This window comes from Microbulbifer maximicatervae (SeqCode), assembly GCF_052467065.1.
In genome coordinates this window covers 4111151-4127639 of the sequence record NZ_CP174299.1, presented here as the reverse complement: position 1 = coordinate 4127639, position 16489 = coordinate 4111151, and the positions used below count along the sequence as shown (strand labels likewise).

The window sequence follows — 16489 nt, the reverse complement described above, 5'->3', positions numbered from 1 at the left end:
TAGGTATATCCCAGGAAACCAGCTTCCCTTCGTATAAAACGATCAACTACTTGGCGCAGTTGCCATAGGCGCCGGTACTAATACGTCTTCGCCATCACTATCTTCTTGAGGTTCAGTAAACCCAAAGTCCTCCAGTATTCCGTATAGTGCCGGTAGCACCAAAAGGATCAGAATAGTAGAACTGCTGATACCAAATACAATACTGGTAACAAGCGGCACCAACACCTGTGCCTGCAGACTGGTTTCAAATAACAGTGGCAACAGGCCTGCAACTGTGGTCAGTGAGGTAAGGAAGATGGCTCGGAAACGATCGCGGCTGGCTTGACTTGCCGCGCTATGCACATCCATTCCTTCACGCACTCGCCGCTTCACAAACTCCACTAACAATATTGAGTCATTGACCACAATTCCGGCGAGAGAGACAAAACCCATCATGCTTGGCATAGACATATTCTGCCCCATGATCAGGTGCCCCCAGATAACACCAATCAGCGCCAAAGGAATAGCCACCAATACAATCAACGGCTCCACATAGCTGCGGAATTGCATGGATAGGAGAAGGTAGATACCAATGGCACCTATTAACAGGGCCCGACCAATGGACTTACCGGTAACCTCACTATTTTTCATTTCCCCTTGCATATCAACGCGCAATCCTGGGAACTCACGGGTAAGCTCAGACAGGAACCTCTCCTGGGTGTCACCTAGTACCTGTCCAGCATTCGCTTTCTCAGTGAAGACATCAGCAAACACACTCACTACCCGCTCGCCGTCAATACGTTGAATTCGTGCATACTCCCGATTCATTTCTATATCGGCAACGGCAATCAGCGGAACTCGTTGCTTGGTAGCTGGATGGATAATGACTAATTCATCGAAACGGCTCAGTGCACCGCGGGAATTTGCATCCATACGAACCTGAATCTCGTAGGTTTCCCCCCGATATTGAATTTCATCTATCTCCATCCCCTGGTAAGCAGCTCGTAACTGATTGGCGACATTGCTGGCGTCCAGGCCAGAGGCATAAGCGCCTTCACGCATTTTGACAGTGAGTTGCGGCTTGCCAGGACGCAAGTCATCCACCACATTCACTACGCCGTCGTATCCACGCAACCAATTCTGCAAGCGAATGGACGCTGCCTTTAGCTGATCCAACTCCAAACCGGCAAGTCGCAAGTGGATAGCACGGCCGGCAGGGCCTAAGGCCGGTTCTTTGTAAAGAATAGCGATTGCCCCTGGTGTGTCGCCGGCAGCCTCACGCCAAGCATGGCGCAATTCATCCATGCTGGTATTGCGGCCTTCAGCGGCAAGCAGATCGACATTAATTGTGGCCACATGGGGCCCCGATTCAAAGGCATCTCCGTTAACACCAAAAGTGACACTCGTATGGTTTACCAAAGGTGCTCTTTCATTTTCAGAAAACTCTGAGGCAACTTGATCCAACGTCTTCAACTGCTTATCGACTAATTTCTCCATATCGACCAAAGACGTGCCTTGAGGCATTAAGATCCGAGCTTGCAATAAATCGCCCTCCAAGGTGGGAAAACCCTGAAACTTGACGATCCCCGATGTCATCAAACTAATAGTGACCAGGAACAAGCCAAATACACCCCCGACAAAGGCATAGCGATATTTAACAGCCCAATCTGCTGCGCGCCCCATATTTTCTCGCCAACCATCAAAACGTTTGGCAAAAGCCTGCTTCCAGGCAGGGGGGCGACTTTTATGCTCAAGGGCATGCCGCAAGTGTGCCGGCAAAATCAGGAAAGCTTCGATCAGGCTAATGAGCAATACAGAAATCAATACAATGGGGAGCACCTTGAGGACCTGCCCCATATCCCCCTTAATAAAGACCAGTCCTCCAAACACCATTACCGTAGTTGCGAATGAAGACAGTACTCCACGAGCCACTCGCTTGGTGCCATTGATAACCGCTTCCAACGGCGACCTTCCCTCACGGTGTTCACTGGCAATACTCTCCGATAACACAATGGCGTCATCCATCAGGATACCAATGGCAATCAGCAGTCCTACCAGACTGATCATATTAATGGACACGCCCATGGCCGTGATCAGTGCAAACGAACCCAGGAATGAAACCGGCAAGCCCATGACCACCCAAAAGACATAGCGGCCACTGAAAAACAGATAGAGAGCCAGCGCTACCAAAATCAGGCCCTGCCAGGCGTTAGCCATAATCATCTGCAAGCGATCCGCAACGATAGAGGCGCTGTCTTGGGTTAGAGTGAGTTTCATACCCTCAGGCAGATTTTCATTTTCACGGTCGACAAAGTCGCGTACGGCTTCAAGCACACGCAAGCTATCATCCACACTATTCTTCTCGACATTGAGAAGCGCTGCACGATGACCGTCAAAAGTAATTTTGTCTTCAGCCAGCTCAAAGTCATCGTAAATTTTTGCAATATCCCCAAGTCGAACTTCCGCTCCATCACCACCTTTAATCACCACCAGGTTTTCCAATTCTGCAACCGTGCGGCGCTCTTCGGTAAAACGCACCTGGTATTCTCGATCCGGCGTGGATACCTTGCCGGCGGGCATGTCGATCGCTTGCTGGTCAATAATATTAGCCAGGTCCATCACGCTGAGTCCGTACTGGCGCAAGTTATAATCTGAAACTTCAATCTGAAGCTGGTGGTCAGAAAAACCGGAAATGCGCACAATAGGAATAGCGGGATCGCGGAGTAATTCGCGGCGGTAGTGCTCCGCCAGCTGGTTTAATTGGGGCAAAGGAAGGTCAGCACTGATAGCAATACTAACCACCCCCTGAGTGCGGCCCAGTTCTTCGATCACCGGGCGCTCGCTTTCTGCAGGAAGCGAATCGATACTGTCTACTGCGGACTCCACATCAGCAACAAACTGGTCCATATCACCCGCTTCTTGCATCTTGAGGGTCATCAGGCCCAGATTATCTTTTGCCTCACACAATCGCTCATCAATAAAGCTGATTCCATCGGTGGCCTCCTCCAAGGGAAGACAAATACTATCTTCCACTTCGGCTGCCGCAGCGCCGGCATAAGGTACCGAAACCTGAACCTCAAACTTATCGATTTCCGGCATCGTTTCACGCTTCATGCTGGGCAGAACAAAAAGCCCGCTTAGCATCAGCGCAACCATCAATAAATTGGCCGCCGTTGGGTGACCGGCAAAATAACGTATCACTGCTGGGTACCTCTAGCACTCGCCGCAACGGATTGCTCATCACTGACGACGGAAACTGCCATTCCATTAATCGCAGGAATTACATCAGTCACAATAACCTGCTCACCGGGATTCAATCCCTCGCGGATCACAGTGGTGTCGCCTTGGTGGTAGTCAATCTGTACAGGGCGCACTCTTAGTTGACCATTTTGTACCAGATAAACCTTGCCTTCATGGAGGGCGCGGCGGGGTATAGCGAGTGCTGGTGCGGCGGGAGCCAATAACTCTACACGGGCATACATACCGCGAAATAGCGGTGGTTTTTCACCGGTCACCGCTTTGCCATAGGGGTCATCCACAGCTACAACAACGGAGAGTGTTCGACTGGTGCTATCCAGGGTTCCACCCAAGCGCACTACCCTCCCCTGCCACTCACTATTCCCCGGGCCACCCACCAGGGTGATCCGAGCTTCCAGCCCTAACAACATTTTGGGTAGATCATCAGGAGTCGGATTGGAATCGATGCCAGGCCTTAAATTGCGCAAAAGTGGAGCCACATGAACCATAGGAAGCTCTGCTGCAATTTCTACTTGGGCAAGGCCGCTTGCATCAAATAAACGGGCATTGCCAGCAACATATTGGTTTTCTTCAACATGAACTTCGCCAATACGAGCATTAAATGGCAGGATCACCTGGGTGCGCTCCAGGTTGTATTTACTGTCCCGTACCTGAGCTTCTGAGCGAGCTATCTGGGCTTCAATCACTTTACGGCGAGTCGGGAAAAGGGAGAGCTGGCTGCTCTGGTTCTGCACTTCCTGGCGCAAGCGCAGCATATTTTGCTCTTCAGTATCTACGGTCGAGCGGGAGACGGTTCCCTTGGCAACTAACTTTTGCTTGCGAGCGAGTTCTTTCTCACCCAATTTGAGGGTGCGCTCGGCGATGTCCAAAGAGCGTTTACTATTGGCCTCTTCCACGTCCAGCTCTTGCAAGTTAGCGCGATTTGCCGCCAAGTCACTTTCAGCCTGCGCCAGGGCAAGCTGGTAGCTGGTATCATCGATCTTCAGCACCAATGTACCGGCAGAGATAATATTTCCCCGCTCCAATTCCGGAGCTGTATACACCACCCTACCACTGACTTCTGCATTGGCTTCCAGAAAAGTACTGGGTTTCACCTCCCCATATGCAATGGCTTGGGCTCGCAACGGTAACTCCTGCACCTTTATTGCATCTACCATCGTTATGGGAGCCTCTATAGCATCGTGTTTAGGCTCACCTTTAGTGGCAACCAGGGCCATAGATACAACTAGCCCTGCCGCAATCAGGGCCGGTAATGCCAGCCGGCGATTCATCAGTGCTTTCATATGAGTCTTAATTTCCATTGCCGACATCCTCGCCTTCGGTCACAGATTTATTGGAAACGCCACGGAGTAAGAGTTGAACGGTATGGTTAATCCATCTCTCCCGGTTTTCCTCCCCCAGAGCAAAGCCAAACCCCTCCTTCAAGGGGTCGCCAGCGATGAAGGGAAAGGCAATCAGACTGATAAAAGAGACTGGCATCAGGTCAATATCCAGGTCCTCTCGCAACTGGCCGCTGGATTGGAGAATTCCCAGCAACCCGCGCAGCTTTGGCACCAGTTGTGAGGCTAACCTGTCAACAAAGAGTTCGCGCATTCGACCAGATTTGGAAGCCACTTCATCAGCAATCAGGCGCGGAATCCAGGGCTCCTTGATGTATAGGCGTATCATTCGACTCATTGCTTCTTTCAGCAACTCTAAAGAGGGCTCCCCTCCATCCAGCCCTGCACTAACAAACGCGGGGCCATACTGCATGATTTGGCTCCGAACCACCTCGATAATTAGCCCCTCCTTACCGCCAAAGTGGTAACTGATCATCGCAGAATTCACCCCTGCTCCCTGAGCAATCTCCCGAATCGAAATATCACGGAAGGCCTTATTCCGAAGTAGAGAGTAGGCTGAGTGCATAAGTGCCTCACGCACCTGGGATTCACGCTCAGGATCTTTTGGGCGCCCGCGGCCTCGAGTGGATGGATTGTCAGTCACAGGCATTTATCCTTAATTAATCAGTTGATTAATTAAATAGGAATTACACCCATGCAACAACCCCAAAATCCGACCAGTCAGTCAGGTTGTGCCGGGTTAATTTCTGATTCACAAGCTAAGCATCTCGGGACGCAATACGTGCCAATGATCAAGGGTTTGACGGGGCTAGCAAAATAGGTTGTAAAATTGGCCTCCTGCAAGTGGCCACCTTTACTAAATTCAGCAGTACTTACCGGGAAAATTCCAACCACTTAGATTGGTACATTTTCAGGCCAAATATCCAAATTTCTACTTAAAGCGGCCTGAATGCGAAACCAGGAAAGCCATTCAGCTAGAGCAGAAGAAAAACGTCGCAATCTCATCCTCTTCCATATCCGAACAAGACTTTCTGTATAAATGATGAGTGATGAATAATTTTAAGCTTTAAATAAAGCATTACTACAACCAACACCCTCCTCAATGTTAGTATTAGGCCGTTTCAATATGAATATTCTACAGACCCTATCTATTTCAAGAATAATTTAACCTTCAAAGGGCATATAACTTATGGTCAAGTATTTGGCTCTCATCTCATTTTTTCTTATGGCTACTTTCGCAAAGGCTACAGACCTTAAGAGTTCTCCCCTGGTAATTGGCGACTCAATTAGTTTTCAGTCAAAGATATTAAAGGAAAAGCGCACCTTAAATGTCTACTTACCCGAGAGCTACCATCGTGAACCTGAAAGAAACTACCCCGTAATCTATCTTTTAGATGGCTCCTTATCCGAAGACTTTATCCATATAGCGGGAGTGCTCCAATTCGGCTCATTCTCATGGATTAATATGCTTCCAGAATCCATTCTTGTAGGCATAGAAAATATTGATAGAAAACGCGACTATACATTTCCATCCAAAATAGCTTTAGATCAAAAAGAATTTCCATCATCAGGCGGATCAAAGGAATTTATTGATTTTTTGGACAAAGAGGTTCAACCCATTATTGCGAGCAATTTCCGTACAAAAGAAAATTCCACACTGATAGGTCAGTCTCTGGGAGGACTTGTAGCTACAGAAATCCTGATAAAGCATACGGACCTTTTCGACAACTATATTATTATCAGCCCAAGCTTATGGTGGAGTGGAGAATCTCTTCTGACAAGCATCCCTGAAGACTGCTGTGAGGACAAACAGATCTATATTGGAGTTGGAAAAGAGGGGGAAGTGATGGAGCGCCTAGCGCGAACACTATACAACAAGCTAGATAATAAGAAGAGCAACACAAAAATACACTTCGGCTACTTTGAACAACTAGACCATGGTGACACTCTGCATCTTGCTGTTTACGATGCGTTTGGAAAGCTGTTTTCAGACAAAGCCCCTAAAAACTAGAAACATTTTTCAATTTAAAACTGGTTGCTTTCGTTTCAGGAAATAGAATACAAAACCTGCGGGAGCAACACACCACTTACCTCACCATCAATCAAGTACACAATTACCATAGCGTCAACCTCATTTCAGCGACGTTCTGAAAGAGAGGCGGTGTGACATTTACAGTAAACACCGCCAACACCCTACATTTTCTAAACCTACGTCAAAGCTGCACGACGGAAGTTGTACACAGCCACCTGGGACAGAATAAATAGTGTAAATGTCACTACCAAGCCAGTCAGCATTACTGGCTCGTAGCCCTCAACCAATACAGAAATAAGCCGCGAAGAACCATTAAATAGAAAGTACATCGAGGCAGGAAGTATTAATAACCACTCTTTGCGAAAGGCACCAATTGCCGTAATGATCGCTAAGCTAAGCGTGGGGGCACCGAGAGTACGTAGGTTAGTGAAACCGTAGTTAGTTGTGGCATCAAACCCTGCTGGACCATTAATAACTTCAGGGAAAAGCATGGTCACTAAGCCAGCCGAACCCAATATAAGTACAAATATACCGGAAAGAAATTGTGCGAAACGAATCATATTAAATATTCCATTTGGTTGATTAAATAAACAGAATGAGAACTCAAAGATCTCTAAGAAATTCCTTATCATCTCTGCGAGACCTCAACAGGCCCTTAGCTCGGATAACAGACCAAGGCAGTGCTACTAATTGACTGTATCAAGTTTCACTATTTTTGATTGCACAGGGGGCAGAGTGATTAGCCTTCAGGCTTCCAGCAAACATCAGCAAGTAATGAAAAGTGACTGGTTTATAGTCTTCAGCGGTATCAGCTATAGTTCGCCCTAGGAGGGTTCTAATCAAACCACCAGGACGATAACTAATGCTCGTCGGGCTAAACGCAAAACCAACATCACCATTAGCACCAGCAATGAGCATGTATTCATTCTTTAGCCCCTCAGTAACAAGAGGGTTTAAATATAACGACATATCGTGAGAAAAGTACGCTGTTAAGACAAGGACTAGATTAACCAGCAAGCCAACACTTTACTTGGAACATCCAGTCAAGGATTTGTACAAATCCGTCAAATCGCCTTTTTACGCATTTGGGAAGGGGCTACTTGATAGTGCTGTTTGAACACCCGGGAGAAGTAACTGAGCTCGTCAAAACCACACTCCAAAGCAACCTCAGTCAGGCTAAGATCGCTATTGAGAATCAACTGTTGTGCTTTCTCCATCCGTTTTGCGGTAATATATTTCGTAGCACTAATGCCATAGACTTGCTTAAATTTACGAGTAAATGTTGACTCGCTCATATGGCATAGAAAAGCTAGATCCGCCAGTTTCAGAGGGGTGTATAAGTGAGCTTGCACCACTTCATGTAGTTTAGGTTGTTGCCTGATGAACAACTGCCCCAACATCTTCGCAACTCTTCCACTACGATCAAGTCTGGGGATAAGCTCTACTAATTCTCGAACCTTTAATACCACCAGTGGCTCACTGAATACTTCTGGCTGCTGGATATAGTCAATTATGCTACGCATATAATTGGAGAGCAGTACAGATTCCTGCAGGCGCTCAGCCGAGGGGGGCTGATTATTGGACTTATTATCCTCCTTAACAGCAGCCCTACTTTCGCCATTATTACCAAAGACATCAGGCATACCACTTGGGTAGAGTCGCTGTAATAGCTCTGACGTTAGCCGAAAACCGATGAAATTAATTTCATTGTTTATTCCGTCATCATGCCACTGATTAATAAAATTATCTGTCTTCATTAGCACAGTGGCACCTGGACTCAAGGTGAGGGTTTCATCACCACAAACCAAGGTTGAACAGCCACTGATAACGTAAACCAACCTTGCCTCATCAACCAAACGGTCTTGATAACTTAACGGTGCCCTGAATTTACGCTGACCAATTACCATTTTCCCTTGTATTTTAAATACAACTGATTCTTCACTATCTGGCATAAATTATTATCTTTATCAGGGACCTAGTCATTTGCAATAAAACATGAAGCATATCAACTTTTCAATCAGAGAAAACAACCAATCGGAAGTGATTACCATAGCTTCTCTGGCAGGGGACCAAGTTAAATCCAGGGGCTATAAAGAACATGCTCTACAAAGAATCTTCTATACCTAAGAAACTCAAAGGAATAAAACAGCTTAAGGAGCCACTGAACAACTACGTGATACCTCTGGCATGCAGAGCGGTTCACAATCAAGGCGCGGCTTCGCAGGAATGTCTAGACCTTTCAAGAAGTTGCTACACCACCGCGTTAACTTCCACCTTATTCCCTACTGGATCAAAAAATACTAATTGCCGTACATTGCGCCCAGGCACATCCATTAGGTGATTGGCGACTCCCAACGCATCCAGACGCTGCTTAACCGGCTCAAGCGCATCTGTACGGAAAGCTATGTGATCCAAGTAGGGTTTCTCAGGCTGGTCACCACTCACCTCACCGTCTATTAAATGCAAAATAGCCCTACCACTGCCATAGAGCCAAAATCCATTACGCTTGAAATTTGGCCTCTCACCCTCGGTCAGACCGAGAACCTGGGCATAGAAGTCCCGTACCCGCTTTAGGGTTTCCATAGGAGCAGTAATATTGACGTGGTCGAGTTCCATCTGTTTTCCCTAATTTACAAGGCACATCCTTGTGCCTGATTATCAGCAAGTTATCTATCAATAACTTACACAATACTCTTGTTCCGCAACTCTTCCACCTGCTCGTCACTTTTGCCAAGCAAATCTCGCAATACTTCCTCAGTGTGCTCACCCAATACTGGCGGCGCCTGGGTGTAGTCGAGTGCGGACTCGGAGAAGATTACAGGGTTACGCACGGTCTTCACCTTTCCAGCTTCCGGATGATCCTGCTCAACCACCATACCCCGGGCCTGTACTTGAGGATCAGCAAAAACCTCTTCCAATGTATTGATAGGCCCACAGGGAACATGAGCATCACTAAGATGCTGGAGCCACCAAGCGGATTCGTGCTTACGAGTCGCAGCTTCAATCTGAGGCACCAATTCTTCACGGGCCATAACCCGCGCTGAATTAGTCCCGTAGGCAGGATTTTCTGCCAGTTCTTCTACACCCGCGATTCCGCAGAAGCGTTTAAACTGATCATCATTACCCACTGCCAACATAAAATAGCCATCTTTTGAAGGGACTGCCTGATAGGGGACTATATTGGGATGGCCGGTACCCTGTCGCTCAGGGCTTTTACCAGAAGTAAGGTAATTTTGGGCTTGGTTTGCCAACCATGAAACCTGGGTATCCAATAAGGCGAGGTCGATATGCTGACCAACGCCCGTATGCTGCCGGTGAACAACGGCTGCCAATACAGAAGATACCGCGTACATCCCCGTCATCAGATCCGCTACTGCCACCCCCACCTTTTGCGGGCCCGCACCCGGTTGCCCTTCCGGCACACCGGTAATGCTCATCAGACCACCCATCCCCTGGATCATCGCATCATAGCCTGCTCGTTTTTTGTACGGGCCAGTTTGCCCAAAACCTGTGATCGAGCAGTAGATAACACCAGGATTGATCGCCTCGATGGATTCATAATCCAGGCCGTACTTTTTCAACCCATCTACTTTGTAGTTTTCAAGAAGAATATCGCATCGGGCTGCCATCTCCTTGATCAAGGCCTGGCCATCTTCAGTAGTGATATCTACGGTAACTGATTTTTTTCCGCGATTGGCACTTAGGTAGTAAGCGGCATCAGCAGTGTCATTTCCCTTCTCATCCTTTAGGTAGGGAGGACCCCAGTGGCGAGTGTCATCCCCTCGCTCCGGGCGCTCTACTTTAATAACCTCAGCCCCAAAATCAGCAAATACCTGCCCAGCCCAGGGTCCGGCGAGAATACGACTTAAATCGAGTACCTTTAAGTGTGCGAGTGGACCTGCCATAACTTCCTCATATCGCTTACTTGCGGGTTAACCGCATATTTTTGCGGCAGCCTAACAGATAATTTGTGCCCGCGCCCTGATTGGCGTCTGTAGATATTCGTCTTAAACTTAGGGGCCTCTGAATAAACCCGCGATACGGCTAGCTTACGGAGCGATTCATAGTTAAGGCGCGACCTCGCAGCAATGCCTGGACCTTGCAAGAATTCGCAATGCAGAGATATTACGGATTTGTTCAGCGGCTCCCCTGATTGTGCAATAAAAATAAGGAGGCACAGCATGGCCGCAATAGAAGCGCAAAAATTTGAATCTTTTCGCGAGTTTTATCCATTCTACTTACAGGAACACAGCAACCTCACCTGTCGTCGGCTGCACTTCTTTGGTACCAGCCTGGTGTTCGCGACAATAATTGCGGCTGTAGTAACTTCCAATATGTTGTGGCTGGCAGTTACTCCTGTCGCAGGCTACGGGTTTGCATGGATCGGGCACTTTTTCTTTGAAAACAATCGCCCGGCAACCTTTAAGTATCCGTTCTACAGCTTTATCGGTGACTTTGTTATGTTTAAAGATATGCTGATCGGACGAATCGAACGCTAAACAAACTATTTTTTATTGGCCGACAAGCCGTATTTCCGCAATTTGTTGGCCACAGTGGTATGAGAAATACCCAGCTCCTTAGCCAGCTCCCTGGTTGAGGAGTGACCTTTGATAATATCCGTCAACAACGCCCTCTCCAGCTGCTCCATCATCTCCTTATAGGTAAGTCCACGGCCCCAGTCCCGCCAGGGAAGTTCCGCCTTAACCATTAAATCCGGCACATCTGCACAACTGATCGACGCCGCCCCTCTAATCAAGCATTGACTGGATGCGGCCATTAAATAGTCCCTGAGGCCGTTGAAGTTATCCGGCCAGTCGTGGAGTTTGATCAACTCCATCACCTCGCTATTAAAATTAAGCTCACCAGCCTCTGGAGACTCCTGGCGCATTAAAGTACTGGCATAGCGCGGCAGAGCCGGTCGCATATTTCGCAAGGGGGGCAAGGACATCGCTAACGACGAAAACAGCTGCGCAAGTGGCGGCGCAATAGATTCCCCATCAATAGCGGTGGCCACCAATCGCAGCGATGCCGGCAACTTGCGAAGTTTTCTCAATAAATCAACTTGAGCTTCTGTTTTGAGGGTATGTATATCCTCAAGAATCAAAGTACCCGTTCGACGAAGATGTGAAGGCAGCTGCATAGTCCCATCACTGGGGATAATTCGATAGCAATCAGCCCTTGAGGCCGATGGGGAGAGGTAATGCACTGCACAGGCAAACGTTGTCTTTCCTGTGCCCTGCTCGCCCAGTATCAACAGAGGTGCGCTGAGTTCAGATAAGTCCTGCAACTGGAGGCAACTCCTTCGACGCAAATCAAAATCCCACAACACCATCGGTCTTGGCAGCTCAGTGACAAACTCGCTGCTATCCCAAGGCTGTAAACGCAGTACCGCCCCAGCCAGTGAGTCAACCGCTCCGGGATTTCCCTCCAGAGTGATTGGGGACCAGTCCACACGAAAACTCTGCCCCCTAACCACCAGAGGCAGTCCGTAGCGAGGCACTGCAAAATCCCGCAGTAATTCTGCGACCTGCATAAGCGGCAGGAATCTCTGCAGCTGTAGACCAGGCACCTTGTCCAAGCTCACACCGAAGGCCCTTGCCGCTGCCAGATTGGCAGCGACCACCCTGCCCTCGCGATCCACACTAAGAACCGGATCAGTCACATGACTCAGCAAAGTGTCCAACTCGAAATGACGTCGCTCCAGGGGCAGTAGAGAGATCCTCCGCACTCGCTTAACTCCAGGAACCTGGTGCAGGGACTTCTCGATTGTCTGGTATTGAGTGGCAAGCATCCCGGGCGCTATCAGATAGACCTTATCTCCACTGTCACCCCCGAGCTCACCAGAGGTCACATTTATCCGATATTTACCGAAAATTTGCATTATTTCGTGCAAAATGCCGACACGATTTGCACAAGTAATCTCTACCCGCACAGCGTCACCTGTAAAGAAATGTTTACAGAAAGTGTAATTTGAACTCCCCAGAAGGCGCAATAGCTCGCCTCTACCTCTCCCCACCATGGGCACGCCTGGCTAAAAATAGAGGTCGAAACATAACAACAACAGGTTCAGCGGCAGGTGCTGGGCACTGGGAATCAGCGAGAGCTACCGAGCCGCAGGAGAGACATTCATGAAGAAAGAAGCAAAGAAGGCAAGCAAGTACGTTGCCCGTGAGCCCAATGAAGACGGCTTTATCGAGTATACCGACCTTGAACACCAAACTTGGCAGCGTCTGATTGAACGCCAACTGGATGTCTTACCTGGCCGCGCCTGCGATGAATATATGCACGGCCTGGAGCTGTTGGACCTACCGAAAGACCGCATCCCCCAGCTCGAGGAAATCTCCAGCGTGCTGCGCAAGGAAACTGGCTGGGAAGTCGCCCGGGTTCCCGCCCTTATCGGCTTCGAAACCTTTTTCGGTCTTCTAGCGGATCGCAAATTCCCAGTTGCTACCTTTATACGCACTCCCGAAGAGTTTGATTATCTGCAAGAACCGGACATCTTCCACGAGATTTTTGGCCACTGCGCCATGCTCACCAACCCAGCATTTGCAAACTTCACGCAAAAATACGGACAACTGGGCCTTAAAGCCTCGCCCAAAGAGCGCGCCTATTTAGCCCGCCTCTATTGGTTTACAGTGGAGTTCGGTCTGCTGAACACCGACGATGGTTTGCGCATTTACGGTGGCGGCATTCTGTCTTCCCCGAAAGAGACACTCTACGCACTGAGTCACCAACCAGAGCGCTACGATTTAGACGCGGTTACCGCACTGCGCACTCCATATCGCATCGATATTGTTCAACCCATTTACTATGTCCTCAACAGCTTGCAACAGCTGCAGGAACTGACAGAAATTGACCTGATGGCCAAGGTCCGCGAGGCCATTGAGCTGGGACTATTCGAACCCCGCTTCCCACCCAAAGACGCAGCCTGATCTGCATTCAAGATTGGGCGGCCAACTTCCGCCCAATCTCACCTCTGCTAAAAAGCTCCCCCAGAAGCGTTGCACATCTAGGGAAATTCCACTACCAGCACTCTCCCCCTGAGCCTATCGTATCTGCAGTAGGTGTGATGGTAGTTCGATGACTTTCATCCAATAGCCCCCACACCCACTCGCCCAAATACCGTTAGGGGTAGCCAGGGAGGCAATGCAATCAGCGCAAGGACACAAAACCCCTACCTTATAGGGAGCGCATAGCACTATGTCCTCACTTGACGCGATTGATAGAAAACTTCTTGCGATTCTGCAATCTGACGTCAGCCTTTCGATCGAGGAGCTGGCGGAGCGTGTGGGCCTGACAAAAACCCCATGCTGGCGCAGGGTGCAGAAACTGGAAAAGAGCGGCATCATTCGACGCAAAGTCGCCTTGCTTAATGCCGAGATTTTAGGACTTCCGGTCTCAGTGTTTGCCCAGGTTAAAACTGACCAGCACACACCGGAGTGGGCCGACAACTTTGCCGAACATATGGCACAGTTGCCAGAGGTAGTGGCTTGCTACCGTATGGCAGGCGACTACGATTACCTGTTGCGAGTGGTAGTTAGCGATATCACGGCCTACGACCGCTTTTACAAGGAGTTAATCCGGCATGTCGGCATTAGCGATATTGTCTCCAACTTTGCCTTGGAACAGATCAAAAGCACTACCGAGTTACCGATTCCATCCGGTGAGTAAAGTCTCAGCGTAACCACTTGGTAGGCACATAGACCTTTCAGCTGTTCGCACATCTATGGATAATGGTTAAATCTCGCTCACACACAAGGATGGCCTGTGGCGGACAGCTCCCTTTTCCAATCATTCTTCTTGATCTTTAGTGGCGCAGCAATTGTTGCCTCACTGGCTCTTTTTGGCCGACAACCGCTTCTGGTCGCCTACATCGCTCTCGGTGTTTTACTCGGCCCATCCGGCTTTGCAGTAATCGATAACCTGCGACTTCTATCCGATATGTCCAGCGTTGGGATTATCTTCCTGCTCTTCCTGTTGGGGTTGGATATGCAACCTCAAGCGCTGGTAGCTGTATTACGCAAAGCTACATTTGTGGGAGTTGTAAGCTGTGCGATCTTCCTCGGCCTTGGTTTTGGCATAGGCTTGCTGTTTGGATTTACTACCGTTGAATCCTGGGTAATCGGCATGGCGCTGATGTTCTCTAGCACCATTATCGGTATCAAACTGCTTCCCACGACCGTACTTCACCACAAGCACTTGGGTGAACTTATGGTGGGACTTCTTCTTTTTCAGGACTTTGTGGCAATAGTCTGCCTAATGGTACTGCTGAGTGATAACACCGGCGACGAACAGATCTGGCAATTGGCTCTCTCCTTTGGATCTCTGCCACTGCTGATCCTTTTTGCCTGGCTAATAGTAAAATATATTTTATTGCCACTTTTTACCCGCTTTGACCGCTTCCACGAATACGTATTCTTAATGGCACTTGGATGGTGCATGGGCATGGCAGAGCTGGCAGAAGTTGTGGGCCTTTCAAGAGAGATCGGCGCATTTATTGGTGGTATCACGCTGGCTGCCAGCCGAATTTCACAGTACATCGCCCTCAGCCTTAAACCTCTGCGAGACTTCTTCCTGATCCTGTTCTTTTTCAGCCTCGGAGCGCAATTCAAGCTGGCCATGCTGCCCGAAATTCTACTTCCTGCCCTGGTCACAGCCGCCGCAGTTCTGGTAATAAAACCCGTTGTATTTCACTTCCTACTTGGAAATCGCAGTGAGCACAAAGTGCTCTCGTGGGATATTGGATTTCGACTTGGGCAAATTAGTGAATTTTCCCTATTAATCGCCCTGCTCGCTTATACGCAAAACCTGATTGGCAGCGCAGCATCACATTTAATCCAGGCAACCGCGATCCTTACATTCCTGGTGTCGTCTTACATTGTGGTGATGAACTTTCCCAATCCCATTGCAATCAAGGATGAGTTGCGAAGAGACTAAACCTCTTAGTCTCTTCCTGTAGCAGGATTTAGCAGACCACTGCAATCGACTAACAATGGTGACAGCTTATTAAAGCTGAAACACCCTTTCAGCATTCTTATATAAGAAGAGCTCGGCAACCTCACTCCCCAACTCCAGAAGGTGCATTTCCTTTAAACACATCTCCGGTGTCAGCATGGGATAATTAGTCCCGAACATCACCTTATTCTTACCGTGAGACTTGATAAATGAAACCAACTCGCGGGGGTATCTTTTTGGCTTATAAGCAGAAGTATCTATGTAGACATTGGGAAACTTGGTCGCAAAAGCGATCATTTCATTGTGCCAAGGGTACCCAATATGGCCGCAGACAATCTTTAGATCCGGAAAATCGAGAGCAATCCGCTCAATATGAGCAGGACGGCCAGAATCAGAGCTGCGCAACGGCCCGGTAAGACCCACTTGCAAACAAACTGGCACATCCAGCTCAACACAAGCCGCATATAGCGGATAATACAAAGGGTGAGTACAAGGCAACTCCCAGAGCCACTGCACAATACGCAGCCCTTTAAAGTCATGTTCCAAAACGTACTTGCGCAGGGTTTGCACAGCCTCTACTGGCTTTCGCAAGTCCACTGATGCCAGACCGCAAAACCTGTCAGGATGAGTTAAAGTAAGATCCAGTACTTCATCATTGCTTATCAAGGCTCCGCTCGGCCCATGCCAAGCAGAAATCAATGCCTTGGACACATCTGCCATATCCATAGCTGACAGGGTCCACTCAAGGGGCACTTCTTTAAAATCCTGCCCCATCCAGCGCTTCAAAGTGTCAAAGAAAGGTTCAGCAAGAAAACGTTCTGTAGGATGCTGGGCCCAAACATCAATCACTTTCATGCTAGCAACTCCCTGCTATTGAAATCCTTAACCGGGAAGGAGAAGTACTTATCCCCCCTCTATTCTCTGG

The 16489-nt window shown here is 48.7% G+C and carries 14 protein-coding genes; 5 read left to right on the top strand and 9 right to left on the bottom strand.

The window, feature by feature from the left end; translation table 11 throughout:
- Positions 1-42: 42 nt before the first annotated feature.
- From ACJJI1_RS18255 to ACJJI1_RS18245, 3 genes are read right to left on the bottom strand one after another with little or no spacing between them, the layout of a single operon-like run.
- The gene (locus tag ACJJI1_RS18255) at positions 43-3180 is read right to left on the bottom strand and encodes an efflux RND transporter permease subunit (protein ID WP_444957530.1); all 3138 of its coding nucleotides are present in this window, start codon (positions 3178-3180) and stop codon (positions 43-45) included.
- Positions 3177-4538, bottom strand: a complete 1362-nt coding sequence (locus ACJJI1_RS18250) for an efflux RND transporter periplasmic adaptor subunit (protein WP_444957529.1) — start codon at positions 4536-4538, stop codon at positions 3177-3179. The genes ACJJI1_RS18255 and ACJJI1_RS18250 overlap by 4 nt, the downstream gene beginning before the upstream one ends.
- Positions 4528-5220 (bottom strand): TetR/AcrR family transcriptional regulator, encoded by a 693-nt coding sequence (locus ACJJI1_RS18245; RefSeq protein WP_444957528.1) that lies wholly within the window; start codon positions 5218-5220, stop codon positions 4528-4530. Before ACJJI1_RS18245 ends, ACJJI1_RS18250 begins: the two co-directional genes overlap by 11 nt.
- Before the next feature lie 546 nt (positions 5221-5766).
- Between ACJJI1_RS18245 and ACJJI1_RS18240 the strand changes: the two genes are divergently transcribed.
- Positions 5767-6588: an alpha/beta hydrolase gene (locus ACJJI1_RS18240; protein ID WP_444913637.1), complete on the top strand. Its 822-nt coding sequence runs from the start codon at positions 5767-5769 to the stop codon at positions 6586-6588.
- A gap of 197 nt (positions 6589-6785) precedes the next feature.
- Here ACJJI1_RS18240 and ACJJI1_RS18235 read toward each other — a convergent pair whose 3' ends face one another.
- From ACJJI1_RS18235 to ACJJI1_RS18220, 4 genes are all read right to left on the bottom strand, one after another.
- Positions 6786-7169 carry a hypothetical protein gene (locus ACJJI1_RS18235; RefSeq protein WP_444933068.1) on the bottom strand — a complete coding sequence of 128 codons (384 nt, stop codon included), beginning with the start codon at positions 7167-7169 and terminating at the stop codon, positions 6786-6788.
- Positions 7170-7673: 504 nt separating this feature from the next.
- On the bottom strand, positions 7674-8561 hold the full coding sequence (locus ACJJI1_RS18230) for a helix-turn-helix transcriptional regulator (protein WP_444957527.1): 888 nt from the start codon (positions 8559-8561) through the stop codon (positions 7674-7676).
- Positions 8562-8859: 298 nt separating this feature from the next.
- Positions 8860-9225, bottom strand: coding sequence for a VOC family protein (locus ACJJI1_RS18225; protein ID WP_444957526.1), 366 nt, complete (start codon positions 9223-9225; stop codon positions 8860-8862).
- A 65-nt stretch (positions 9226-9290) separates the two neighbouring features.
- A complete protein-coding gene (locus tag ACJJI1_RS18220; protein ID WP_444957525.1) occupies positions 9291-10514 on the bottom strand; it encodes a CaiB/BaiF CoA transferase family protein in 1224 nt (407 codons plus the stop codon).
- 276 nt (positions 10515-10790) lie between these two features.
- Between ACJJI1_RS18220 and ACJJI1_RS18215 the strand changes: the two genes are divergently transcribed.
- A complete protein-coding gene (locus ACJJI1_RS18215; protein WP_444897123.1) occupies positions 10791-11108 on the top strand; it encodes an Mpo1-like protein in 318 nt (105 codons plus the stop codon).
- 5 nt (positions 11109-11113) lie between these two features.
- Here the strand turns inward: ACJJI1_RS18215 and ACJJI1_RS18210 are convergent, their stop codons facing one another.
- Entirely contained in the window at positions 11114-12541 is a 1428-nt protein-coding gene (locus tag ACJJI1_RS18210) for a TyrR/PhhR family helix-turn-helix DNA-binding protein (RefSeq protein ID WP_444957524.1), read from the bottom strand.
- A 196-nt stretch (positions 12542-12737) separates the two neighbouring features.
- Here ACJJI1_RS18210 and phhA point away from each other — a divergent pair, with 196 nt between their 5' ends.
- From phhA to ACJJI1_RS18195, 3 genes are all read left to right on the top strand, one after another.
- Positions 12738-13541 (top strand): phenylalanine 4-monooxygenase, encoded by an 804-nt coding sequence (phhA, locus tag ACJJI1_RS18205; RefSeq protein ID WP_444957523.1) that lies wholly within the window; start codon positions 12738-12740, stop codon positions 13539-13541.
- A 268-nt stretch (positions 13542-13809) separates the two neighbouring features.
- Complete coding sequence (locus ACJJI1_RS18200; RefSeq protein WP_108733441.1) at positions 13810-14280, top strand: Lrp/AsnC family transcriptional regulator; 471 nt, start codon at positions 13810-13812, stop codon at positions 14278-14280.
- A gap of 96 nt (positions 14281-14376) precedes the next feature.
- A complete protein-coding gene (locus ACJJI1_RS18195; protein WP_444897120.1) occupies positions 14377-15546 on the top strand; it encodes a cation:proton antiporter domain-containing protein in 1170 nt (389 codons plus the stop codon).
- A gap of 69 nt (positions 15547-15615) precedes the next feature.
- On the opposite strand, the gene ACJJI1_RS18190 is transcribed toward ACJJI1_RS18195, so the two are convergent.
- On the bottom strand, positions 15616-16419 hold the full coding sequence (locus ACJJI1_RS18190; RefSeq protein WP_444957522.1) for an amidohydrolase family protein: 804 nt from the start codon (positions 16417-16419) through the stop codon (positions 15616-15618).
- Between the last annotated feature and the right edge of the window lie 70 nt (positions 16420-16489).